Genomic DNA, 23,989 nt, shown 5'->3' on the forward strand with positions numbered 1-23,989 from the left:
CATGTGGAATATCAAGAAGTTGCTATCTGTGATTTAGTCAAACAAGCAAAAGAAATATACTGTGGAGGCAAATATGAGCTGACCGCCATGTTTGCCAATGATGAACGTGCTATGAATCATTGCTTTGCTATTTATTGTATTTTTGCAGGGGAACATACTTTTAAAGGGCTTAAAAGTATGATAAATCCTCAGGATGGTTTAGAATTTCCTTCTTTGACGCCGCTTTTTCAAGTTGCAGCTTGGTATGAACGGGAAATTCATGATTTATTTGGTCTCGTGCCCATTGGACATCCTGATTTACGTCGTCTCGTACTTCATGAAAATTGGCCAATAGGTTTATATCCTTTGCGTAAGGATTTCTCAGTCAATAAGGTACCAGAGGCAAATGTTCCTTATCCCATGATAAGTGTACAAGGGGAAGGAATCTTTGAAGTGCCTGTTGGTCCTATTCATGCTGGTATTATTGAACCAGGGCACTTTCGGTTTAGCCAGTCTGGTGAACAGATGATTCATTTGGATGCAAAATTGTTTTTTACTCATAGAGGTATTGAAAAAGGAGTTGAAGGTTTATCGCTGGAACTCGGATTGTATCAAGCTGAGCGTATTTGTGGTGCATGTAGCGTCTCACATACACTATCTTATGTCCAGGCTATTGAAACAATAGCGCACGTTGAAGTCCCACAGCGTGCTCAATACATAAGATGTCTGGTTGCAGAGATGGAACGTTTATACAATCATATTGGGGATATTGGTAATTTGTGTGCGGGCTTAGGATTTTCTGTAGGTATTAGTCAAGGGGCTCGTCTTAAAGAATTAGTCATGCGTTTAAATGAAACGATCACTGGTAATCGTTTTTTGCGAGGAATGGTCATTCTAGGTGGGGTTAATTTTGATATTTCTATAGATATTTCCCGGGAAATTCAAAAACAGTTAGACTTGTTAGGGAATGAGTTTGTAGAACTGATGGGACTGCTGCATAATAATAGTGTTTTTCTTGATCGAGTGAAGGGAACCGGTATACTTACAAGGCAGGCAGCCCTTGATTTAGGGGTTGTAGGTGTGGCGGCTCGCTCTTCAGGAGTTGATATTGATTTGCGTCGTGATCATCCTTATTCGATTTATCAAAAATTGAATTTTTCAGTACCAGTACATGCAAGTGGAGATGTAGCGGCTCGATTATGGGTTAGAGCTGATGAAGTAGAGTATTCAATGGAAATGATTAGACAAATTATTGAAAATATGCCAAAGGAGCGAGGAGTACTTGCAGTGGATATTCCTAAAATAAAACCTTATAGTAGCGGTTTGGGCTGGAGCGAATCGGCGCGGGGGAGCAATGTTCATTGGCTTATGGTAGGAGAGAATCATACAATTTATCGTTATTTTGTACGCTCAGCATCCTATCATAACTGGCCTGCTGTTACAGCTGCCGTTCCTGGGAATATTATTCCTGATTTTCCTTTGATTAATAAGAGTTTTGAACTGTGTTATGCATGTCTTGATCGCTAAGGGGGCAGTGTAGATCATGATCAATATCTTTAAAAAAATCATTTCCACAGGTAAGGTAACTGAAAAGTATGATGATGGGCAAGTACCGACTCGTTTTCGAGGGGAAGTCGTTATTGAAGATCAGGATTGTATAGAGTGTCAAGCTTGTACCAAAGTTTGTCCGACAAAAGCTATCTTTATTGTAAATGACTCACTACATATGAATCATAATGCCTGTATTTTTTGTGGACGATGTGTAGAGCAGTGTGAAAAGAAACAAATTAAACATACGGATCATTATAAGTTAGCTACATTATCGGGTAGTTTAGGTGATGAAGCAGGTCATTTATTAAAAAAGAAAATCTGGTCTATATTAAGGCGTTCCCTTCATATCCGGCATGTTGATGTTGGGTCATGTAATGCCTGTGATTTTGAAATGAACGCTTTAAGTAATCCGATTTATGATGTGCAACAATATGGCATTGATTTTGTAGCTTCACCACGGCATGCTGATTTGCTAATGGTTACGGGGGTGGTGACTCGAAATTTAACCCAAGCCTTGTTAATGACATATGAGGCTGTGCCGACTCCTAAGATTGTGATAGCAGTTGGTGCATGTGCTGCGAGTGGTCAAGTTTTTAGTCAGAGTTATGCTCTTCGAGGAGCAGTGGATGAGGTGGTGCCAGTTGATGTTTATGTGCCTGGTTGCCCACCTAGACCTCAAGCTTTACTCTATGGACTATTATTGGCAATGAATAAATTTTGAAGGAATTTTCTTCTTTTTAACGAAAATAATAGTAATCTATATATGAGGCATTAATGAAGGTGAAAGATTAATTTTTTACTTGTCAAAATGTTTAATGCAATGTGTATACTTAAAAAGAATTGTAGGAGGTTATTGATATGAAAACTGTTATTAGTACAAATGGGGCACCTCAAGCGATTGGACCTTATTCTCAGGCTATCAAAGCCAATGGCTTTTTATTTGTTTCTGGTCAAATTCCACTAGATCCTGTAAGTGGTCAAATTGTTTACGGTGGAGTTGAGTTACAAACCTATCAAGTTCTTAATAATTTGAAAGCCATTTTAGCCCATGAAGGTTTAACTTGTGATCATGTCGTGAAAACAAGTGTATTTTTAAAAGATCTGGAAGATTTTGAAACTGTTAATAAAGTCTATGCTCAATACTTTACAACTGAACAGCCAGCTCGTGCTTGTGTACAGGTTGCTAGATTGCCGCGGGATGTAAGTGTAGAAATTGAAGTCATTGCAGTTTATGAGAAATAGGCGTTACATCTAAAATCATTAAGCCGCAAAACCCATTGGTTTTGCGGCTTAATGACTCTAAGTAGAGCTGTGGTTGATATTGACAATTTAGGTAGATAGTATAGAATAGAAAGATGATAATGGTTATCGTTAACGGAAGTGAGTTAAAGGGGACAGATATAGATGCTTATAGCACCTTTTACAGTAGATGATTTACATGAAGTTGTTGATGCGCTGGCAGCTGCAGTGGACGCAAAGGATAGTTATACCTGTGGACATTCTGAACGAGTCGCTGAAATATCCTTGGCCATTGCAAAAGAGCTGAATTTGTCAGATGAAGAACAATATCTGATTCATATTGGTGCCCATTTGCATGATGTAGGAAAGATCGGAATACCAGATGCTGTTATCAGTAAACCAGGGCGGTTAACAAATGAAGAGTTTAAGCTGATAAAAGACCATCCTATCATTGGTTATCATATTGTTAGTAAAGTTAAAATCTTACAGAGTGTATCGCTCATTGTCCGTCACCATCATGAACGCATTGATGGGGGGGGATATCCTGACGGTTTGCGAGGAGAGGATATCCCATTAGGAGCACGTATTGTTGCTGTGGCAGATGCTTTCGATGCCATGACGACGAACCGTACGTATAAGGTGAGTATGTCGATCAGTGATGCATTGCAAGAGTTAACACGTTGTAGTGATACCCAATTTGACCGGCAAATCGTTGAAGTTTTCGTTCGAATGATGAAAAGAGATAAATTATCTTTTTTTCAGACTGCTTGATTGCTTTTTTACTGGTTCTATGGGCTTTTTGCGTAGACCACACCAAATAAATAAAATGATGCCCAAAATGATGACTGTGAGACTTGTCAATTGGGCTGATTTTAATCCTAAGAATAGAGTGCCATAGTCGCCACGTAAGTATTCTAGAAAGAAACGCGCCACGGAATATAAAACGGCGTACAAAATTAAAACCTGGCCTTTGGCATGATTTGTTGTACGAAACATGAGTAAGAGGACAAAGATAATAATATCAATTTGTCCTTCCCAAATTTCAGCAGGCCAGAGCGGTTGATTACCATACACTTGGTACGCTAAGGTTGTCGCTGGATAGATGATACCAAAAGGGCCACCAGTTGGATTGCCGAAGGCATCACCATTGAGTAGATTGGCCATACGACCAATGGATTGTCCAATAATAATGGCAGGAGCAACAATGTCAGCAAAGGCCCAAGTGTCAATATGATGACGTTTAGTATAGATACATCCTGCAATGATACCAAATAATATACCACCTTGGATGGCCATTCCTCCTTGCCAGACAAAAGGGATTTCTAATAAGTGATGTTGATAATAACCCCAGTCAAAGAAAAAAACGTCCCATAAGCGTGCGCCGACAATTCCTGCCAAACCACCAACAATTCCTATATCAGGCACATGTTGATGCCAACGACCATCTTGTTTTGCTAAAAAATAAGCTGTGCCTGTTGCTAAAATAATACTCAGGCTGAGTATTAAACCATAAGCCCTAATCGGAAAATCACCGATAAAAAAGAGATATTGGTGCATAGAGTCCTCCTCGTGATATTAGAATACTAAGTTATAGTATAACAAAATATGGCTATTTAATAAATATAAAATAGATTGCAAAGTTTTTTAATAAAAGGAATTAAGAGCGTGCTTGGCGAAGGATGAACTAGTTTTCCATGCAGTCAGAAGGGGATGATTATATCAATAGAAGAAATATAATCTTTGCAGTTTTTCTTATTATGTTAGCTTCAGGTTACTATTGGTATTCTCATTTTGATGGGAATACTAATAAGACGTCAGCGAGTCCTGGGATTGGTGTCAGGGTAGGACAAAATTTAGCTCCTTTTAATCTGGATAGTTTGACGGGTTCAGAAGTCACAGTCGGACAATCTGGAAAAATCATAGTGATCAATTTTTGGGCAACTTGGTGTCCGCCTTGTCAAGAAGAAATGCCTGATCTCGAAGTTTTCGCTCAAAGAAATCGACAAAAAATTGATTTTTATGCTGTGAATTTGCATGAATCTGAGGGAAAAATCAAAAGTTTTATGAATGCAAATCACTATACAATGCCAGTATTGCTTGATAAAGATGGAGCAGTTGCAAAAAACTTTCAAGTCACTGCCATTCCCACGACAATTATCATTAATAAACATGGTATGATCAAATATCGTAAATCAGGTGCCATGACAATCAATGAATTAGAAGGCATAATCAATAGTTTATAAAATGGTGGTGTGATGTATAAAATTTTATAGTCGGGAGGAAGGTAAGATGTCACATACGATAAGTTCTGAACGATATCAACACATGAAATATAATCGGTGTGGAAGCAGCGGTTTGAAAATCTCGGCAATTTCCCTAGGGCTTTGGCATAATTTTGGTGGTGTGAATAATTATGAAAATGGACGTGCGCTTGTTCGGCGTGCTTTTGATTTGGGAATTACTCATTTTGATTTGGCTAATAATTATGGACCACCGCCAGGATCAGCAGAAGAAACTTTTGGGAAAATATTACATGGTGATTTTCAGAAGTATCGGGATGAAATGATCATCTCAACAAAAGCAGGGTATACCATGTGGCCAGGACCTTATGGTGATCATGGATCGAAGAAATACCTTGTCGCAAGTCTTGATCAAAGCTTGAAACGGATGGGGCTGAATTATGTAGATATTTTTTATCACCATCGCCCTGATCCTAATACGCCTTTAGAAGAGACCATGATGACTCTTGATCTGTTAGTACGTCAAGGAAAAGCCCTATATGTAGGCCTTTCAAATTATCGCCCAGATCAAGCTAAACAAGCTTTTGCTATATTAAAGGCACTCGGTACGCCTTGCCTCATACATCAACCACGATATTCCATGTTAGATCGATGGGTTGAGGATGGATTGCTAGATGTTTTAAAAGAGAATGGAGTAGGTTGTATTGCTTTTTCTCCTTTGGGGAAAGGAATATTGACTGAACGATATTTGAATGGTATACCTGAAGATTCACGTGCCGCTAGTCAAAGTACTTTCTTAAAGTCTGATGATATTACTGATGAATTAATGATGAAAGTCAGAATGTTGAATGATCTTGCAAAAAAACGGGGTCAGAATCTCGCTCAGATGGCATTAGGCTGGGTGTTGCGCGATGAACGAGTTACCTCTGTCTTAATTGGGGCCAGTAAAGTTAGCCAAATTGATGACTGCGTAAGAGCGTTAGATCACCTTGATTTTGAACAGGAAGAACTGGCACTTATTGATGAAATATTAAAATAAACTTTGCATATGGCATATGCCATACGCAAAGTCAAATCAAAGTCTCAATTATCCTTACTTATGATCCAGAATGTGATACATTTTCTGATTTTTTAAAAAATAATTCAATAAATTTTAAAATTCATTGAATTCAGAAAGGTTTTTTGTAATTTATACCGAATACTTAGTTAAACACTAAATAAAGTATTCGGTTTTTTTGTAAAAATTATGCAATATGAGTTAACAGACTCTTTCGTTGATTCATTGTTAAAACATTAGATAGGAGGATAAAAATGGCTGAACTCCGATGGAATCCTTTGCTACAAACATGGACAATGGTTGCATCAAATCGGCAAGATCGACCACAATTACCTAAAGATTGGTGTCCTTTTTGCCCAGGTTCTGGAAAAGTACCTGATCAATATGATGTACATACTTATGATAATGATTTCCCGGCATTAACACCGATGCCCGAAAAATCTGATAGTCCTCAAAGTGGATTGTATAAAATTGCACCCAATTATGGTAAATGTGAGGTCGTTTTATATTCTCCTAATCACCACAGTACGTTACCGAGTTTATCTGTTGATCATATTCATAAATTAATATCTCTCTTAGCTGAGCGATATCAAATATTATCTCAAGATCCTAAAGTCAAATATATTTTTCAATTTGAAAATAGAGGAGAAGAAGTGGGGGTTACGATGCCCCATCCTCATGGTCAAATTTATGCTTATCCTTTTTTGCCACAAAAAATCCAAGTTGAACTTGATAGCTGCCGACAACATTATCAAGATCAGGGAAGGTGCTTGATTTGCGATATGAATCAAGAGGAAATGCAAAGCAAGCAACGCATCATTGCTGAAAATCAAAGCTTCCTAGCGTACATTCCATTCTTTACAGATTATCCTTATGGCGTATTTATTGTAAGTAAAAATCACAAAGGCAATATTACTGAATTTGATGAACAAGAAAGACGGGATTTAGCATTGATGCTTAAAAATATTACAGGTGCTTTTGATCAGTTGTTTGACAAACTATTTCCGTATATGATGTGTTTCCATCAAACACCAGTCAACAGTGATGATTATCAAGATGCCGATGACTATTATCATTTCCATATTGAATTTTATACACCCCTTAGAGAAGCCAATAAAATAAAGTATTATGCTTCATCAGAAATGGGAGCATGGGCGGCCTGCAATCCTCTGGCTGTGGAACAAACTGCTGAAATGCTGCGCCGGGCTTATGTAAAAGTGGTGAATATGCAGGAGGAATCTACATGATGGAGATCGATCAACTAAAAAATGCATTCGAGGAAGAATTTGGTGTTAGTGACCAACCTATGCAGTGCTTTTTTGCTCCTGGTCGTGTTAACTTGATTGGTGAACATATTGACTATAATGGTGGCGTTGTATTTCCTGCAGCTCTATCACTCGGTGTTTATGGTATCTTGCGCTTTCGTTCAGATCAAGTGGTTCACTTGAAATCTATGAATACTCCACTTAAAGTGAGTGTGGACCTAAAGACACCTATACTCTATGAGGGGAAAGATGGGTGGGGTAATTATCCGAAGGGGGTTATCAAATTTTTATTAGATTATGGTCATTCCATAAGAGGTTGTGAAATTTTATTTTCAGGCAATCTTCCCGATGGCGCTGGGCTTTCTTCTTCCGCTGCGATTTTAGTTTTGACCGCATATATGCTGCGCTATGCAAATGGTGATCATACGATTGATTGTGTAAAATTAGCTAGATTTTGTCAGAAAGTAGAAAATGAGTTTACAAAAGTGAATTGTGGTATTATGGATCAGTTTGCCGTGGCTATGGGGCGTGAAGAGTGCGCTATACTCCTTGATTGTCAAAATCTAAGCTACAAATACATTCCATTTGTTCTTGGTGAGTATCGTTTAGTGATTATGAATACGAATAAAAAACGGGAATTAGCAGACTCGAAATATAATCAGCGTCGAGGAGAATGTGAAGAGGCCTTGGAGCTTATACGAAAGCATCGCTCAGTAGACAATCTTTGCCAGGCATTGTTGACAGACGTTGAAGCATACATTGAAGATTCAGTTCTGCAGCGTAGGGCTCAGCATGTTATATCAGAGAATCATCGTGTTTTATTAGCAACTGAGTTGTTAGCACAGGGAGATCTAATAGGATTTGGTCATTTGATGACACAGTCACATTTATCTCTAAAAAATGATTATGAGGTGACAGGATTAGAGCTCGATACGATTGTTGATTGTGCTCTTGAGTCAGCGGGATGTATTGGTGCACGTATGACTGGCGCAGGATTTGGTGGTTGTGCAATTGCTCTTGTTAAAATGGAAAAGATCGAAGAATTTAAGCGCACGGTATATCAAGGATACAATGAAATTACAGGTTTAACACCAGATTTTTATGTAGCGAGCATTGCTGATGGTGTAAAACTGATAACGTGATAGTTTAGTGACATAAGGTAGGAGATGAAATGGAAAATGTGATTACACATACTTTTAAACAGGCAAACGGTAGTAATGATGAACAGATTGTGAATGTCATTCGGCGTCAAGGCTTGATATCGAGAGCCGATATTGCAAAGCTGACAGGATTGACTCCTCCTACGGTGACGAATATCACGTCAAAACTGCTTGATTTAGGGATAATTTTAGAAGATAGCATTGGAGAGTCTAGTGGGGGGCGACGTCCTTTATTACTGAAGGTTAATCCCAAAATTGCTCAGATTATTATTATCCATATTCGGTCTGAAAAGATGATTGGCTATTTGGTTGATTCTAGCTTTCAGATCCACTATAAAGAAAATAAAAAAATCAAAGGCATGACAAAAGAAGAAGTTATTGAGCTGATGTTACTAATGATTGCTCATTGTAAGGAATCAGCTACTGCCATTGTGCCAGCAATTGGGGTTGTTGTAAGAGGACCTGTTAAAATTAAAGAAGGTATTTCAGTATTTGCACCGAATATAGGATGGAAAAATATACCGATTAGAAGGATTATTGAAGAAAAAACAGGTATTCCAACTTTTGTTGAAAATGATGCCAAAGCCTTGATCAATGGTGAGTATTACTATGGATCGGTGAAAGATGCTGATAGTATGATCTTATTAAAAGTAAGCCATGGTATTGGATCAGGCATTATGTTTAATGGAAAAATGTATCGTGGTATCAACGGTAGTGCGGGGGAAGTTGGTCATACGACTATCGATATTTCAGGGCCCGTGTGCAGTTGTGGCAATTATGGCTGTATGGAAGCCTTGGCATCTGAAAATGCCCTGGTTGATATGGTAGTAAAATCAATAAAAGAAGGCCAAAAATCTTTAGTTTGCGATCTCGTTAATGGCGAACTCACTCTCGTTACTCCTAATATTATTTATCAGGCTGCAACTGAAGGTGATGAAGTTGCTATTCGTATCTTAGGTCAGGTAGCCCGTTATCTAGGCATAGGTATTGCCAATTTAGTGAATATTTTCAATCCGAAAATAGTTGTAATTGGCGGCGGAATTGTTAAAGCCCGTCAATTTATTGAAGATATAGTCAGACAGACTGTCGGCGATCGATCTTTTGAAAGCTGCAGCAGTGTCTTAGAAATCCGTTTTTCCGACTTAGCTACCGAGAATACAATGAAAGGTGTAGCTGATATGGTATTTGCTGAAATTACGCAATCTGTATGGCTTGGATCTAGGTAGCATGCACAATGGTGGCAATGTTATAAAGCAGAAGTCATTTTAGGTAAGGAGAACTGTTTTGTAGCATAAAATATTCCACAAAAATATTTTAGGAGGGTTATCTGTGAAAAAGAACTGGAAAGCGCTCATGATGTCAACCTTATTAGCTGGTGTACTACTGACTGGATGTTCGAGCAATGCACCTGCAACTGATGCAAGTAAAGGTGGAAAAGATTTAATTGGTGTAGCCATTTATAAGTTTGATGATACTTTTATGAGTGGTGTACGTAGTGCAATCTCCAAGGCTGCAGAAGGTAAAGCTCAATTAGAAATCGTTGATAGCCAAAACTCACAGCCAACTCAAAATGACAAAGTTGATTTGTTCATTAACAAAAAAGCAAAAGCTCTTGCGATTAATCCTGTTGATCGTAATGCTGCTGGTGTTATTATTGACAAAGCCAAAAAAGCTAATATTCCTGTTGTATTTTTGAATCGTGAACCTTTAACTGAAGATATGAAAAAGTGGGATAAAGTATATTATGTTGGCGCAAAAGCTGAACAATCTGGAATCATGGAAGGGCAATTGGTCGTAGATTATTTCAAAGCTCATCCAACCAAAGATGGCGTGATTCACTATGTAATGCTTAAAGGTGAACCAGGTCACCAAGATGCTGAAATGCGTACTAAATTTGCAATTAAAACAATTGAAGAAGCAGGTCTAAAAATTGAAAAAGTTGCTGAAGATACTGCTATGTGGGATCGTGTAAAAGGCCAAGAAAAAATGGCAGCCTTCTTAGCTGCTAATGAAGGTAAAATTGATGTTGTACTTGCTAATAATGATGATATGGCTCTAGGCGCTATTGAAGCATTAAAAGCTAAAGGTTATTTCAAAGATGGCAAATATATGCCTGTAGTTGGTGTTGATGCTACAGCTCCTGCATTAAAAGCATTAGAAGAAGGTACATTGTATGGTACAGTTTTAAATGATGCAAATAACCAAGGTAAAGCAACTTTCAGCCTTGCAAGCGTACTTGCTAAAGGTGAAAATCCTACTAAAGAAAATACTGGTTATGTTATCACTGATGGTAAATATGTATGGATTGACTACAAAAAGATTACGAAAGAAAACATTAACGACGCTAAATAATGTTTAGCAGAATCAGAAAATAAAAAATTTTCTTGATTCCAAACAAGGAAAATAAGGCTTACAGTAAGTTCAGTTTTCCTTGAAGTAAGTGGATTAGATTGTTCTTTAAAAATGGCAAGGGCCAATGTATTGAGCGTTGTACCCTTGCCATTATTATTCTATACAATGTAAAAAAAGCCTTGGAGAGAAAGAGAGGCGCTATTATGGTGGACACTGCATTTTTATTGGAAATGAACAATATTTCGAAAGAATTTCCTGGCGTCAAAGCCCTTGATGATGTGACATTGAAAGTACGGCCTGGCACTGTTCATGCCCTGATGGGAGAAAATGGTGCAGGCAAATCAACTCTTATGAAATGTCTTTTTGGGATTTATAAACAAGATGTTGGTGAAATATTTTTGAATGGTCAAAAACTAGAAATTCATAATTCTAAAGATGCCCTTAATTATGGGATATCCATGATCCATCAAGAACTTCATCCCATTCCTCATCGTGATGTAATGGAAAATATTTGGTTAGGACGTTTTCCGATGAAAGGGTTTGGACCTTTTCAATTCGTAGATCATAATAAAATGTATACGGAAACTGAGGCTTTGTTTAAGCAACTTGAAATTGACATCAATCCAAGCGCGCTAGTTAAAACCTTATCTGTATCCAAGATTCAAACAATTGAAATCGCAAAAGCTGTGTCTTTTAATGCAAAAATAATCGTTATGGATGAACCGACATCATCATTGACAGGAACAGAAGTAGAACAATTATTTAAAATTATCCGAGACTTAAGGCAACGAGGCGTTTCAATTATCTACATATCCCACAAAATGGAAGAAATTCTCCAAATATCAGATGATGTTACAATTATGCGTGATGGTAAGTATATTGGCACCTGGAATGCCTCAGAAATGACAACGGATCTCATTATTTCTAAAATGGTTGGACGTGATCTGACAAATCGTTTCCCTGATCGGACTCACGTACCTGGTGATGTGGTACTGAGAGTTGAAAATTTGACATCAACAAATCCGCGCTCTTTTAAAAATGTGACTTTTGACCTTAAAAAAGGGGAAGTATTAGGCATTGGTGGCCTTGTTGGTGCGCAGCGGACTGAACTCGTTGAAGCAATTTTTGGTCTGCGTGCAGTGGAAAAAGGGAAATTTATTATGAATGGTCAAGAGGTCAGCATTAAATCACCAGCTGATGCTAAAAAACATAAAATTGCCTTACTGACAGAAGAACGACGTGTTACAGGAATCTTCCCTGTGCTTCCGATTACAGAGAACACGGCAATTGCTAACCTTGATGCTTACCAAACTTCTTATTTCTTACTTGATGAAGAGAAGATGAAAAAAGATGCAACAAAAAGTGCTGAAAAACTCAGAGTCAAAATGCCTTCAGTCAATGAGTTAATCAAAAATCTATCAGGAGGAAATCAACAAAAAGTCTTGATAGGACGCTGGCTTTTGACTGACCCAGAGATCTTGCTCCTTGATGAACCAACACGAGGGATTGATGTTGGGGCAAAGTATGAAATTTATACCATTATTCTTGAACTTGCTAAACAAGGAAAAAGTATCATTATGATTTCTTCTGAAATGCCTGAAATTTTAGGAATGTCAGACCGAATTATGGTGATGTGTGAGGGTCGATTAACAGGAATTCTTAATCGAGACGAGGCTACTGAACAAGAAATCATGCGTCATGCAACCCTATATATGGACTAAACGAAGGAGGTAACATCCCATGGAATTTAATATGAAAAAAATGAATGAATTTGCTTTGCAGTATGCAATTTATGGCGTCTTGCTTGTTTTAATTGTTGCAATCGCCATATATAATTCTAACTTTTTATCGATCAATACTTTACGTGATATACTGATGCAGTCTTCCACACGGGTTATTATTGCTCTTGGTGCTGGTTTTGTACTCATTACCGCAGGGGTTGACCTTTCGGCAGGACGTGTCGTTGGTTTGGCAGCCGTATTATCGGCCTCTATGCTCCAAGTTGCTGATTATTCACGTCGGTTCTTTCCTGATTTACCTGATATGCCAATATGGATACCGATTCTGATTGCAGTAGCCGGTGGATTACTTGTTGGCTTAATCAATGGATGGATTGTTGCTAAGTTTAGTGTACCGCCTTTCATTGCGACATTAGGTACTTATGTTATGGTATATGGTGTAAATTCTATTTATTTTGATATGAAACCAAATGAATCTCAACCAATCGGTGGCTTGAGGATGGATTTTACTGAGATTGGTTCCGGATCGATCGGAACGGGCCCTTACTCAATTCCTTATATTGTTATTATTGCTTTAGTTGTATCGTTTATTGTATGGGTTATTTTTAATAAAACTAAACTAGGGAAAAATATGTATGCCATTGGTGGCAACATGAATGCTGCGACTGTTTCAGGGATTAATGTTGGCCTTAATATTATCATGATCTATGCAATTGCTGGAGCTCTTTATGGTTTCGCTGGAGTTCTAGAAGCTGCAAGAACAGGTGGTGCCACGAATAATTACGGTAATATGTATGAACTTGATGCTATCGCCGCTTGTGTTGTTGGTGGTGTATCAACAACTGGTGGTATCGGTACAGTACCTGGCATTTTAGTTGGGGTCGTAATTTTTACGGTTATCAATTATGGTCTGACTTTTGTTGGTATGAACCCATATTGGCAATTGATCATCAAAGGCTTAATTATTGTTGCGGCTGTTGCTGTCGATATTCGAAAATATATTGCGAAAAAATAAAAAATTGAATTAGTATAGAAAAAAATATATAAAACAAGCATATTTTAGATAATATATTCTTATCTAAAATATGCTTGTTTTTATATTTAAAATATCTGATTTCATTAAAGGAGTTTTTGGATTACTGTAGTGCAGAGAAATTTCAATTATTGGGATGAACTGTTATACTATAAATATGTAGGAATGTGTCAGCGTAAGAATTTCTTCGAATTTCGCCAGAGGAGGATCGTAACATGGCAGAAGATAGAGTGATAAAATTAACAGCCGATTTTTTTAAAACATTAGGCCATCCAGTGCGCATTAAAATACTTCATTGTTTGGAGCATGGTGAACTTTGTGTCTGTGACTTACTTGAAGAAATTGGTATTGAACAGTCTAATTTGTCTCAACATTTGAGTATGATGAAAAAACAGGGAATTATCGATTCGCGGAAAGAAGGACAGAAAGTCATTTACCGAATTGTATATACATCTGTGATGGACGTGATTTGTGCTGCAGAGAAAACATTGAGTCAGCAAATTGGACAGAGTCAAAGTATATTGAAGTTTTTCAAGTAGTGGAAAAACCTTCAATTTGAAAAAATAACGATTGAGAGCGAGTCTTTTTTGTTATATTATCATGAATTTTTAATTATTAACATGGCTTTAAAAGTTACAGTATAATTTTGGTAACAACTTATAGACTATGGCGTTCGCCGTTACTCCCGTGAAAGCGGTAAAGACTCCTACCATAAAGCTGGTAGGAGTCTTTTGCTATGGGAATAAACCGCCTGCGAGATGAAAATTTAGCGAGTACAGCTACTGGCGATTACTTGTTACTTTATTAATCGTCGGTGGGATTAGTTTAATTTTTTATGTAAGGAATATGTCACGAGTAAAAAATACAAGCGAACCAATGGTGGGTGTGGGCATATAATAAAATAATCGAGACTAGAGGAGTGATTATAGTGTCTGAAACATAGTATCCAATTATAAAATTGGAGAAATGTTCAGGGGCGGTAGGTCTGAGCTGCTATTGACACAAGGTAGTTATTAATATATTATCATATTATAAAAATGTAATATAATAAGGAGGTGCTGAATTTGTTTCAAACTTTTGCAGATTATATGACTTATGAAATTTTTAAGCTTGAGCCTGGAACTGGGCTTGCTGGTGCAGTAGATTTTTTTATTTATGATACTCTAAAAATATTTTTTATGTTAATCGTGATTATATTTTTTGTATCGATCATTAGGACTTATTTTTCACCTGAACGTACCAAACAACTCTTAAGTCATAAAAGAGAATTTTGGGGTAATATTATGGCGGCCTTACTAGGAGTCGTTACGCCTTTTTGTTCTTGTTCGGCAGTACCAGTGTTTATTGGCTTTGTGGAAGCAGGTGTACCACTTGGGGTAACCTTTTCCTTTTTGATTTCCTCTCCTATGGTGAATGAAGTGGCTCTAGTATTATTATGGGGAATGTTTGGTTGGAAGGTGGCAGCTATCTATATCACGACTGGGCTCGTGGTTGCGATTGCCTCAGGATATATCATTGGTAAACTTAAACTTGAACATCTTGTAGAAGAATATGTCTATCAGATGAAAGTTGGACAAAGTGAGATTGTTGAAATGAACATCTCGCAAAAAATACACTATGCCATTGATTATACTAAAGAGATCTTGAGTAAAGTCTGGCCATATGTTGTTGTTGCCATTGCGATCGGTGGCGGGATTCATGGATATGCTCCCGAAGATTTTTTGGTGGCTTATGCGGGGAAGGATAACTTTTTTGCGGTGCCAATTGCTGTACTTTTAGGGGTTCCTTTGTATTCGAATGCGGCTGGTATTATTCCTATCGTATATGTCCTAATGGAAAAAGGAATGAGTATGGGAACGGTGCTCGCATTTATGATGGCTGTTACAGCTTTAAGTTTTCCTGAAATGATTATACTGCGCAACGTACTTAAACCTAAATTAATTGCAACATTTATTGGTATTGTATCTGTTGCAATTATTGGTACCGGTTATCTATTTAATGCTATTTTGTAAATAAGATACAATAAAATTGTAGGAGCGATGATGATGAAAATTGAAATTTTAGGTATGGGTTGTAAAAAATGTAGTGATTTGATGGAAGGAGCAAAAAAGGCAGCAGCCGAGTTAAATGTTGAGGCAGAATTTGTAAAAGTAGAAGATATCAAAAAAATAATGTCTTATGGTGTAATGACGACTCCAGCATTAGTAGTGGATGGTGTGGTTAAGGTAAGTGGGAAAATACCTAGTGTAGAAGAAATTAAAGCTCTATTAAGATAAATGTATGAAAATCCCTCTACGATTGCTATACAAATCCAGTAAAGATTCACTAGAAAAGAGGCGGAATATACCTCTTTTCTATGTATATCTGACGAAAGTATAGGAAAATTCATTTAAAATTGTGAATTGAGGAAAGAAATAATGCACTTATTTCCTTGTTGAAATATATACTGGAATTATCTCTACAAAGAAGAAGAACGTGAATTCTTGATAACTTGATAAAATGGAATGAATCAGAAAAACTTAGTTTTTTTCTTATATTGACAGGTTCTAAAAAGTAAAATATGATTATAATTGAATATGGTAATGTTATAATTCTGAAAACCCAACTAAACTGATTATAGACTAATTTTTATAGTGATTGATCGCAAGGGAATAAAAATAATTAAGTCTAATACAGATACTAAAAACCCATAGGGATGAAACTAGAGTTAGCACTATAGGCGCTGAGTCAAGGGTAAGATAAAAAGTTTGTTCTAGATTATATATGCGTATATTCGAGTGCGAGCATATGCATCATAATATAATAAATATAAGGGGAGATAAAAAAATGAGTAAAATTGAAATTTTTGATCCAGCAATGTGTTGTTCAACAGGAATTTGTGGACCTGGTATTGACCCAGAACTGCTAAGGGTAGCTACGACGATCAATACTCTTACTAAAAAAGGTGTCTCGGTGATTCGCTATGGTCTTTCAGGCGAACCACAAGCTTTTGTCGATAATAAAATAGTAAATGAGTATTTGATGAAAGAAGATGTAGAAATTTTACCCCTTACACTCGTCGATGGGCAAGTCGTGAAAACCAAGGCATATCCTACAGATGATGAATTTGCTAAATGGGCAGGTTTATCAAAAGAGGAAATTGCGACAGTGCCTGCACCGAGCAAAGGTGATTGTTGTTGTGAAGGTGGATGTTGTTAATTTTTAAATCGGAGGCGTTATATGTATAAAGTCTTTAATCCTGACAATATAAATTTGACTAAGTATTTGTTTTTCACAGGGAAAGGTGGGGTTGGTAAGACTTCTACTGCTTGTGCGACAGCCATTACCTTAGCTGATCAAGGCAAAAAAGTATTTCTTGTTAGCACTGATCCAGCTTCGAACTTGCAAGATGTATTTGGTATAGAACTGACTAGTAAAGGTACTCTCATTGAGGAAGTTCCCAATCTTGTGGTGGCGAATCTCAATCCAGAAGAAGCGGCGAAAGAATATAAAGAATCGGTGATTGCGCCTTATCGGGGTAAACTTCCGCCAAGTGTTTTGCGCAATATGGAAGAACAGCTTTCAGGTTCATGTACCGTAGAAATTGCTGCCTTTAATGAGTTTTCTAACTTTATCACTGATGAAAAAATGCAAGCCGAATATGACCATATTCTATTTGATACAGCACCAACGGGTCATACCTTGCGGATGTTGCAATTACCATCCGCGTGGAGTAACTTCATTAGTGACAGTACCCATGGCGCATCTTGCTTGGGTCAATTATCAGGTCTTGAAAGTAAGAAAGAAGTATATAAAAATGCTGTTAGCACTTTAGCTGATGGTAATTTGACAACTCTCGCTTTAATATCTAGACCGGAATATTCCCCGTTACAAGAAGCTGAGCGAGCTTCCAATGAATTAAAGGAACTTGGGGTTAATAATCAGCTATTAGTGATCAATGGTGTACTCCAATTAGATATCGAAAATGATGAAATAGCAAATACATTGTATGGTAAGCAACAAAGTGCCATGCAGAATATACCTCAATCTCTGCAGGGTATTCAAACCTACATCATTCCCTTACGTGCTTATAATGTAACAGGAATTAAAAATATAAGGCTGTTATTAAAAGAAAATTATTTAGAAACTCAAGACTATAAGCTTGCGAAAGCTCAGCTACCCAAGGTGAAATCCTTAATAGAGGATCTTTATGCATCTAAGAAAAAAGTTATTTTCACTATGGGAAAAGGTGGCGTCGGAAAAACTACCTTAGCAGCGGCGATTGCGATTGGTCTTGCCGCAAAAGGTGTAAAAGTTCATTTAACAACCACTGATCCAGCAGATCATCTGAAGTTTGTCGTGGAAGAGGGCCATGGTATTACCTTAAGTAAGATCGATGAGAAGGAAGAACTTCTTAACTATTCAGAAACTGTTCTGGCAAAGGCAAGAGAAACCATGGGTGAAGAAGATATCGCCTATGTGGAAGAAGATCTTCGTTCTCCTTGTACACAGGAAATCGCTGTATTCCGTGCATTTGCTGAGATTGTAGATAAGGCGGATAATGAGATTGTCGTGATCGATACAGCGCCGACAGGCCATACTTTATTGCTACTAGATGCCACACAAAGTTATCATAAAGAAATACAACGCTCTCAGGGAGATATTCCAGAATCAGTGAAGAAGTTATTGCCAAGATTACGGGATGAAAAGGAAACAGAAGTCGTTATTGTCACACTTCCTGAAGCGACTCCTGTATATGAAGCCATGCGATTGCGTGAAGATTTAATAAGAGCAGGAATTAATAATAAATGGTGGGTTATTAATTCGAGTTTACTTATGACAAATACCCAAAGTCCATTATTAAAAGCGAAATCTTTAGGCGAAATTCAATGGATCAATAAAGTAGATGAAATTTCCGAAGGCAATTTTGCAGTGATACCATGGAAAGGTGAAGAAATAAAAGGCGAAAAATTAGTAGAATTAATTCAGTAGAGAAATATCGTGCTTTAACCATTGCTTTCAATTCATAGAAAATATATAATATAGGTAATAGCATAATTCGCATTTTGGAGGAGTCTGTCACTGACAGGCTTCTTTTTGCATTTTTGGAGGAGCCTAAGGAAAAGAAGGGGTTGAAGTTAAGTAATTAAGAAAAAAATGCAATGAATTGATAAGTTATGATTATAATAACGATAAAAAGGAGCGTTACTATGGAAAAATCACTCATTGCGGTCATTGTTTTTTTATTGGCCTATGCATTAATTATCTCAGAAAAGATCCATCGCACTGTTACGGCTTTAGCTGGCGCTGTGCTGTTAATTTTATTTCAAGTCATTAGCCAAGAAACAGCTTTTCATCATATTGATTTTAATACGATTGGTCTGTTAATTGGGATGATGATTATGGTTTCAATTGTCAGTCAAACGGGCTTATTTAATTATTTGGCAATTATGGCAGCTAAAAAAGTAAATGCTGATCCTGTTAAATTACTTGTTTCTCTTGGTGTTTTAACTGCTATCGCGTCAGCGCTGTTAGACAATGTAACAACAGTACTTCTCATGACTCCAGTTATTTTCAGTATTACAGCTCAATTAAAAGTGAATCCAATTCCTTATCTGATTACAGAAATTCTTGCGTCAAATATTGGAGGTACGGCAACTTTGATTGGCGATCCGCCCAATATTATGATTGGTAGTGCCGTCAAAGAATTAACTTTTTCAGCATTTGCCAATAATTTAGCCTTAATTTCATTTTTCATTTTGGCGAGTACCTTATCAATCTTAGTGGTCATTTATCGTAAACGTCTAAAAACTACGGATGAACTTAAGTTTAAAGTGATGGCACTGGATGAAAGAAAACAACTTCAAGACATTCCTTTATTAAAAAAATCCTTATTTGTCCTTGCGCTTACGATTGGTGCCTTTTGTTTTCATCAAGTTCTTCATTTGGAGTCAGCTACAGTTGCCCTTTCAGGAGCAGTCTTATTGCTCGTCATGACCTATGCAAAATCTGAGCATGAATTAGAGCGGATTTTTCACAAAATTGAATGGTTGACGATCTTCTTCTTTGTAGGATTATTTGTACTGGTCTCTGGATTGGTGGAGACAGGTATCATTTCTATACTTGCCCAGGATCTAATGAAATTAACAGAAGGTAATTCTGTGGCGACTGCTATGCTCATTTTGTGGTTAAGTGCGATTGCTTCGGCTTTTGTAGACAATATTCCCTTCGTAGCCACCATGATCCCTTTGATCAAAGAAATGGGTACGATGGGAGTTGCTAATCTCGAACCTCTTTGGTGGAGTTTGGCATTAGGGGCTTGTTTGGGTGGAAATGGGACATTAATTGGAGCCAGTGCGAATGTCATTGTCATTGGACTGGCCGCTCAAGAAGGTCATTCAATTTCATTTGGTAGCTATTTTAAAGTAGCATTTCCTTTAATGTTATTATCCATTGTGATTTCTAGTATATATGTTTATATCCGATATTTGATTTAACTAACGTTATTATTTTAGTGTCGTACTTTGCTGTGTTAAATTTTAAAATGGTACTATGATTAAAGATGTAGTACAATAGAAAAATGTACTGTAAGTAATAGTATTGATGCTCAATATTCTTTTTGCTAGGATGATCGTTTTATGAGTCGCAATGTGGTTTGGCATTGGTACTGTAGTGATCAGTTTATATAGACAAGGAGATATAACTATGATAACTAGACGTCAATTTCTAAAAGGGTGTGCTGGTGTTGCCGCAACGATATCGGGTATATCTCTTTTTACGGAATACAAGGAAATCAATCAATTTATAAAAAGTATACCCATATTGTTATATCATCGTGTAGGATCAGAACCTGATGACTTAACAATTAGTGTTAAACATTTTGAACAAGACATGGAACTTTTATCTTATGGAGGATATAATGCATTATCCCTTGAACAAGTGAAACAACATTTGCAAGGGAATTCTTCATCACTTCCAAGCAAACCGATTGTCATCACTTTTGATGATGGTTACTTGGACAATTATATAAATGCTTTTCCTATTCTTCAAAAGTATTCTATGGTGGCTAGCTTTTATATCATTACAGGGATGGTTGGAAATAATGATCGATTAACAATCCCCCAAATCCGTGAAATGCAGGCTGTAGGCATGGATTTTGGATCTCATACGATCACACATCGATCACTTGGAGAATTAGTCCCTAAAGATGTAGCAACAGAACTAAATCAATCAAAGTCTGACTTGGAACAAATCATAGGAAAATCAGTTGACTTTATATCATATCCTTGTGGAAGCTATAAATCTGAAACACTTCAAATTGCTCGTGAGGCTGGGTATCTTGGAGGATTTTCAGTGCAAAGTGGTTTTGCAGAGTTTTCTAACCCGCTGACAATCAGACGAATCCCGATATTTCATCATGATCGTTCTATTGCTTATGTGATGGCGAAAAAAGGATTTCTTCCCCGTATATTTGGTTAAGAACGATTAAAGTGACAATGTAAATACGACTTATTGATCGATTGCTAACGGAAAATAATAAATTTTGTACATTGAATGGACCCCTTGTATTGGACTTAAAAAAAGTTCTAATACAAGGGGTTCAATTTTATTCGAGCACTTGTTTAAATTTCTTTTTTATTATACATACTATGTAATGGTGAATGCTTTCGTACAGGGAGATCTTTTTTAGCTCTCTAGTATTTCAACTCCAGAAGGCAAAGCAAAACATAGTTTATGTTTATAATTAAATTTTAAAATAAGATTGACAATTATTTATTTTGATATTATTATTAAATAAGTTATTAAAAGATAATTATTATTAGTTAATAGAAACATTTATCTTTAAAATCTGCTTGAGATGATTAAAAGATAAAAAATAAAACGATAAGGAGGATTCTTAATATGACCACAAAAACTAGTGAGGTAAATGTTCCAGATTGTAGTACAGCAGGTAAAGGTTTCGCCCGTACAGAAAATAGTGATATTGCTTCAGAAAGTTGCGGTTTACCACCAAGAGGATTTGCCACGACTGACTTTGGTAATCGAGATGAAGTTGCAAAACAAGATGATAGTGTAGTCGATTGCAGTACTGCAGGTATGGGATTCGCTCGCACAGACAGAACTAAAATCGCCCCAGAGAATTGCGCCTTCCCAACTAGAGGATTTGCCACAACTGATTTCGGTAAAGGAAAATAAGTTTCGGAGTGATAAGTATTCATGTGAGTGTATACTCCTAGGAGTTTTATTTTTATTATGATCGTTCTTTCAAAAAAATGCTCACTGCAATATTTATAGTATTAATGATATGAAATACAATAGGCGCATCTAAAATGACTTGTCGTTATTTTAGATGCGCCTATTGTATTTATTTTACTTCACCATATTTCTAAATGTTGTTGTGCGATCAGTGATACTAAGGCCACCATGATCCAGCAACATAAGCCGAGCAGTATGGGTTTCATGCCATGGTGAATCAGTTGCTTAAGATGGGTGTTAAGACCAATGGCAGTGAGTGCCATGATGATGAAAAACTTTCCGCCTTCAGCAAGGATTTTACAAAGTGAGGGAGGTAGAATTTCTATTGTACTGAGAATAGAAGTCATTAAAAATCCTAAAATAAACCATGGGAATATTTTAAATAGGTTGTAGTCAATATGAGAAGCATTTTTTCTTGCAGTAAAAAGAGCAAGGGTTATAGTGACGGGAACGATCATAAGGGCGCGAGTTAATTTAACGATGGTGGCAAAATTTCCTGCTTCATGACTGTAAGAATACCCTGCAGCCACAACCGAGGAAGTATCATTGATGGCTGTTCCTGCCCACATGCCAAACCCCATATCGCTCATGCCAAGTAGATGTCCTGTAAAAGGGAAGATAAATACAGCAGCGATATTGAATAAAAATATAGTAGATATGGAATAAGCAACATCTTTATCACTGGCGGATATAACAGGCGCTGTAGCTGCAATTGCCGAACCACCACAGATTGCCGTGCCCACACCAATCAAAATACTTGTATGTTCAGGTAATTTTAAATAACGACCAACAAGCCAAGCTGTTAAAAATGCAGCACTGAGTGTAAAGATCATGATATAGAGAGATTGACTGCCGACCTCAAAAACCTTTACTAAATTCATTTCAAAACCAAGTAAAATAATCGAAAGTTGTAGTATTTTTTTGGCCGTGAATTGAATTCCTGCATCATAATGTATCGGCCTTTTCCACAATGCAATCATCATGCCGAAGAGAATTCCAAAGACTGGGCCTCCAATTAAAGGTAGGAATGTTCCGAGCCACCAAGCTGGAATGGCAATGAGTGTAACAATGGAAATGCCTGGTAGTCGATTCCTAAGAGTGTTATTGCCGGTCATATGTATCTCTCCTTTCTTTAATGTAATCATAACATTTGAAAAAATATATGTAAAATATTATAATGTAATCAAAAAGATAGGTAATTGCCTATAGTAGAAAGGAGAATATATGACCTTACGACATTTGATGATTTTTTTATGTGTTTGTGATGAAGGAAATATGACGGCTGCTGGGGCAAAGCTTTACATTGCTCAGCCCTCTGTCAGTCAGGCAATCAGAGAATTGGAAGAACACTATCAGATCAAACTATTTGAGAGATTAGGGCGGAAGTTGTTTATTACCCTTGCTGGTCAAAAACTAATGACTTATGCTAGACATATTGTGCATCTGAGTCAAGAAGCAGAGGATGCTATGGGAGAAATGCAGCATAATGGAGTTATTCGGGTTGGTGCAAGTGTGACTGTTGGGACTTGTATCTTACATGAGATTATTATAGCATTTAATAAGAAAAATCCTCATGTAAAAATAATTTCATCAGTTTATAATACAAAAATAATCGAAAACATGTTGTTGTTAGATGAATTAGATATTGGTTTGGTCGAAGGTAAAATTCACTCTTCGGGTATAGAAAGCCAATCTTTTATGGATGATGAACTGATGCTTGTGACTACTCCATCTCATCCTTTAGCCAAAAAGAATAAAGTAGTACATACAGACATTGATCATATGGAGTTCATTGTTAGGGAAGAAGGTAGTGGGACTCGTGAATTATTTGAGTCAGTGATGGCAAGTAGGAATTTACAGTGGCAAGTTGCTGGAGTTTATAACAATGCTGAGACCATTAAGAATTTTATTGCATCGGGGCTGGGAGTTTCAGTGATGTCAAGATTAGCAGTGGAGAAAGAGGTAAAGAGAAAGGAATTGGCGATTGTAGAAATCGAGGGCGTGTATTTTAAAAGACAATTTAGTCTGATTCATCATAAAAATAAATTTATCTTGCCTGTATTAGAGAAGTTTATCCAAGTGTGTTTAGAGCACTCGTAGCAGAGTAAAACCGCTTAAAAACTCAGTGTTTTAAGCGGC

Annotated in this window: 23 protein-coding genes; 21 read left to right on the forward strand and 2 right to left on the reverse strand. The window is 37.0% G+C overall.

Annotation, left to right across the window (positions count from 1 at the left end):
• Positions 1-3 precede the first annotated feature (3 nt).
• From ACAN52_RS05905 to ACAN52_RS05920, 4 genes are all read left to right on the forward strand, one after another.
• Positions 4-1,506, forward strand: coding sequence for an NADH-quinone oxidoreductase subunit C (locus ACAN52_RS05905; RefSeq protein ID WP_378953494.1), 1,503 nt, complete (start codon positions 4-6; stop codon positions 1,504-1,506).
• A 16-nt stretch (positions 1,507-1,522) separates the two neighbouring features.
• Complete coding sequence (nuoB, locus tag ACAN52_RS05910; RefSeq protein ID WP_378953496.1) at positions 1,523-2,251, forward strand: NADH-quinone oxidoreductase subunit NuoB; 729 nt, start codon at positions 1,523-1,525, stop codon at positions 2,249-2,251.
• Positions 2,252-2,388: 137 nt separating this feature from the next.
• Complete coding sequence (locus ACAN52_RS05915; RefSeq protein WP_378953498.1) at positions 2,389-2,772, forward strand: RidA family protein; 384 nt, start codon at positions 2,389-2,391, stop codon at positions 2,770-2,772.
• A gap of 162 nt (positions 2,773-2,934) precedes the next feature.
• Complete coding sequence (locus ACAN52_RS05920) at positions 2,935-3,540, forward strand: HD-GYP domain-containing protein (RefSeq protein WP_378953500.1); 606 nt, start codon at positions 2,935-2,937, stop codon at positions 3,538-3,540.
• Here ACAN52_RS05920 and lgt read toward each other — a convergent pair.
• Positions 3,517-4,326 (reverse strand): prolipoprotein diacylglyceryl transferase, encoded by an 810-nt coding sequence (lgt, locus tag ACAN52_RS05925; RefSeq protein WP_378953502.1) that lies wholly within the window; start codon positions 4,324-4,326, stop codon positions 3,517-3,519. The two genes, ACAN52_RS05920 and lgt, sit on opposite strands and share 24 nt — an antisense overlap.
• A 137-nt stretch (positions 4,327-4,463) precedes the next feature.
• Here lgt and ACAN52_RS05930 point away from each other — a divergent pair, with 137 nt between their 5' ends.
• The 16 genes from ACAN52_RS05930 to ACAN52_RS06005 all read left to right on the forward strand — a co-directional run bounded on the left by ACAN52_RS05930 (position 4,464) and on the right by ACAN52_RS06005 (position 21,790).
• Positions 4,464-5,012, forward strand: a complete 549-nt coding sequence (locus ACAN52_RS05930) for a TlpA family protein disulfide reductase (protein WP_378953504.1) — start codon at positions 4,464-4,466, stop codon at positions 5,010-5,012.
• Between the two features lie 46 nt (positions 5,013-5,058).
• A complete protein-coding gene (mgrA, locus tag ACAN52_RS05935) occupies positions 5,059-6,048 on the forward strand; it encodes an L-glyceraldehyde 3-phosphate reductase (protein WP_378953506.1) in 990 nt (329 codons plus the stop codon).
• A gap of 272 nt (positions 6,049-6,320) precedes the next feature.
• Positions 6,321-7,313: a galactose-1-phosphate uridylyltransferase gene (gene galT / locus ACAN52_RS05940; RefSeq protein WP_378953508.1), complete on the forward strand. Its 993-nt coding sequence runs from the start codon at positions 6,321-6,323 to the stop codon at positions 7,311-7,313.
• Positions 7,310-8,473 (forward strand): galactokinase, encoded by a 1,164-nt coding sequence (locus ACAN52_RS05945; protein ID WP_378953510.1) that lies wholly within the window; start codon positions 7,310-7,312, stop codon positions 8,471-8,473. Before galT ends, ACAN52_RS05945 begins: the two co-directional genes overlap by 4 nt.
• A 29-nt stretch (positions 8,474-8,502) precedes the next feature.
• The gene (locus ACAN52_RS05950) at positions 8,503-9,717 is read left to right on the forward strand and encodes an ROK family protein (protein WP_378953512.1); all 1,215 of its coding nucleotides are present in this window, start codon (positions 8,503-8,505) and stop codon (positions 9,715-9,717) included.
• Positions 9,718-9,820: 103 nt separating this feature from the next.
• Entirely contained in the window at positions 9,821-10,843 is a 1,023-nt protein-coding gene (locus ACAN52_RS05955; RefSeq protein ID WP_378953514.1) for a galactose ABC transporter substrate-binding protein, read from the forward strand.
• A 203-nt stretch (positions 10,844-11,046) separates the two neighbouring features.
• Complete coding sequence (locus tag ACAN52_RS05960) at positions 11,047-12,564, forward strand: sugar ABC transporter ATP-binding protein (RefSeq protein WP_378953515.1); 1,518 nt, start codon at positions 11,047-11,049, stop codon at positions 12,562-12,564.
• 19 nt (positions 12,565-12,583) lie between these two features.
• The gene (gene mglC, locus ACAN52_RS05965; protein ID WP_378953517.1) at positions 12,584-13,597 is read left to right on the forward strand and encodes a galactose/methyl galactoside ABC transporter permease MglC; all 1,014 of its coding nucleotides are present in this window, start codon (positions 12,584-12,586) and stop codon (positions 13,595-13,597) included.
• Positions 13,598-13,830: 233 nt separating this feature from the next.
• The gene (locus tag ACAN52_RS05970; protein WP_378953519.1) at positions 13,831-14,154 is read left to right on the forward strand and encodes an ArsR/SmtB family transcription factor; all 324 of its coding nucleotides are present in this window, start codon (positions 13,831-13,833) and stop codon (positions 14,152-14,154) included.
• Between the two features lie 516 nt (positions 14,155-14,670).
• Positions 14,671-15,627 carry a permease gene (locus ACAN52_RS05975; protein WP_378953521.1) on the forward strand — a complete coding sequence of 319 codons (957 nt, stop codon included), beginning with the start codon at positions 14,671-14,673 and terminating at the stop codon, positions 15,625-15,627.
• 33 nt (positions 15,628-15,660) lie between these two features.
• The gene (locus ACAN52_RS05980; RefSeq protein WP_378953523.1) at positions 15,661-15,891 is read left to right on the forward strand and encodes a thioredoxin family protein; all 231 of its coding nucleotides are present in this window, start codon (positions 15,661-15,663) and stop codon (positions 15,889-15,891) included.
• Positions 15,892-16,441: 550 nt separating this feature from the next.
• Complete coding sequence (gene arsD, locus ACAN52_RS05985; RefSeq protein WP_378953525.1) at positions 16,442-16,813, forward strand: arsenite efflux transporter metallochaperone ArsD; 372 nt, start codon at positions 16,442-16,444, stop codon at positions 16,811-16,813.
• Between the two features lie 21 nt (positions 16,814-16,834).
• Complete coding sequence (gene arsA, locus ACAN52_RS05990; RefSeq protein ID WP_378953527.1) at positions 16,835-18,586, forward strand: arsenical pump-driving ATPase; 1,752 nt, start codon at positions 16,835-16,837, stop codon at positions 18,584-18,586.
• A gap of 218 nt (positions 18,587-18,804) precedes the next feature.
• A complete protein-coding gene (locus ACAN52_RS05995; RefSeq protein ID WP_378953529.1) occupies positions 18,805-20,091 on the forward strand; it encodes an SLC13 family permease in 1,287 nt (428 codons plus the stop codon).
• A 208-nt stretch (positions 20,092-20,299) separates the two neighbouring features.
• Positions 20,300-21,073 (forward strand): polysaccharide deacetylase family protein, encoded by a 774-nt coding sequence (locus ACAN52_RS06000; protein ID WP_378953531.1) that lies wholly within the window; start codon positions 20,300-20,302, stop codon positions 21,071-21,073.
• A 423-nt stretch (positions 21,074-21,496) separates the two neighbouring features.
• Positions 21,497-21,790 carry a hypothetical protein gene (locus ACAN52_RS06005; RefSeq protein WP_378953533.1) on the forward strand — a complete coding sequence of 98 codons (294 nt, stop codon included), beginning with the start codon at positions 21,497-21,499 and terminating at the stop codon, positions 21,788-21,790.
• Between the two features lie 179 nt (positions 21,791-21,969).
• On the opposite strand, the gene ACAN52_RS06010 is transcribed toward ACAN52_RS06005, so the two are convergent.
• Complete coding sequence (locus ACAN52_RS06010; protein WP_378953535.1) at positions 21,970-22,965, reverse strand: YeiH family protein; 996 nt, start codon at positions 22,963-22,965, stop codon at positions 21,970-21,972.
• A gap of 109 nt (positions 22,966-23,074) precedes the next feature.
• Between ACAN52_RS06010 and ACAN52_RS06015 the strand changes: the two genes are divergently transcribed.
• On the forward strand, positions 23,075-23,950 hold the full coding sequence (locus ACAN52_RS06015; protein WP_378953537.1) for a LysR family transcriptional regulator: 876 nt from the start codon (positions 23,075-23,077) through the stop codon (positions 23,948-23,950).
• Positions 23,951-23,989: the final 39 nt, after the last annotated feature.

This window comes from Pelosinus sp. sgz500959 (assembly GCF_042610375.1).
Taxonomy (GTDB): Bacteria; Bacillota; Negativicutes; order DSM-13327; family DSM-13327; genus CTSoil-075.

Excerpts from the sequence above, each read along its gene's own strand:
- nuoB (WP_378953496.1), top strand. The coding sequence starts at position 1,523 with ATGATCAATATCTTTAAAAAAATCATTTCCACAGGTAAGGTAACTGAA.
- ACAN52_RS05915 (WP_378953498.1), top strand. The coding sequence starts at position 2,389 with ATGAAAACTGTTATTAGTACAAATGGGGCACCTCAAGCGATTGGACCT.
- ACAN52_RS05920 (WP_378953500.1), top strand. The coding sequence starts at position 2,935 with ATGCTTATAGCACCTTTTACAGTAGATGATTTACATGAAGTTGTTGAT.
- lgt (WP_378953502.1), bottom strand. The coding sequence starts at position 4,326 with ATGCACCAATATCTCTTTTTTATCGGTGATTTTCCGATTAGGGCTTAT.
- ACAN52_RS05930 (WP_378953504.1), top strand. The coding sequence starts at position 4,464 with ATGCAGTCAGAAGGGGATGATTATATCAATAGAAGAAATATAATCTTT.
- mgrA (WP_378953506.1), top strand. The coding sequence starts at position 5,059 with ATGTCACATACGATAAGTTCTGAACGATATCAACACATGAAATATAAT.
- galT (WP_378953508.1), top strand. The coding sequence starts at position 6,321 with ATGGCTGAACTCCGATGGAATCCTTTGCTACAAACATGGACAATGGTT.
- ACAN52_RS05945 (WP_378953510.1), top strand. The coding sequence starts at position 7,310 with ATGATGGAGATCGATCAACTAAAAAATGCATTCGAGGAAGAATTTGGT.
- ACAN52_RS05950 (WP_378953512.1), top strand. The coding sequence starts at position 8,503 with ATGGAAAATGTGATTACACATACTTTTAAACAGGCAAACGGTAGTAAT.
- ACAN52_RS05960 (WP_378953515.1), top strand. The coding sequence starts at position 11,047 with ATGGTGGACACTGCATTTTTATTGGAAATGAACAATATTTCGAAAGAA.
- mglC (WP_378953517.1), top strand. The coding sequence starts at position 12,584 with ATGGAATTTAATATGAAAAAAATGAATGAATTTGCTTTGCAGTATGCA.
- ACAN52_RS05970 (WP_378953519.1), top strand. The coding sequence starts at position 13,831 with ATGGCAGAAGATAGAGTGATAAAATTAACAGCCGATTTTTTTAAAACA.
- ACAN52_RS05980 (WP_378953523.1), top strand. The coding sequence starts at position 15,661 with ATGAAAATTGAAATTTTAGGTATGGGTTGTAAAAAATGTAGTGATTTG.
- arsD (WP_378953525.1), top strand. The coding sequence starts at position 16,442 with ATGAGTAAAATTGAAATTTTTGATCCAGCAATGTGTTGTTCAACAGGA.
- arsA (WP_378953527.1), top strand. The coding sequence starts at position 16,835 with ATGTATAAAGTCTTTAATCCTGACAATATAAATTTGACTAAGTATTTG.
- ACAN52_RS05995 (WP_378953529.1), top strand. The coding sequence starts at position 18,805 with ATGGAAAAATCACTCATTGCGGTCATTGTTTTTTTATTGGCCTATGCA.
- ACAN52_RS06000 (WP_378953531.1), top strand. The coding sequence starts at position 20,300 with ATGATAACTAGACGTCAATTTCTAAAAGGGTGTGCTGGTGTTGCCGCA.
- ACAN52_RS06005 (WP_378953533.1), top strand. The coding sequence starts at position 21,497 with ATGACCACAAAAACTAGTGAGGTAAATGTTCCAGATTGTAGTACAGCA.
- ACAN52_RS06010 (WP_378953535.1), bottom strand. The coding sequence starts at position 22,965 with ATGACCGGCAATAACACTCTTAGGAATCGACTACCAGGCATTTCCATT.
- ACAN52_RS06015 (WP_378953537.1), top strand. The coding sequence starts at position 23,075 with ATGACCTTACGACATTTGATGATTTTTTTATGTGTTTGTGATGAAGGA.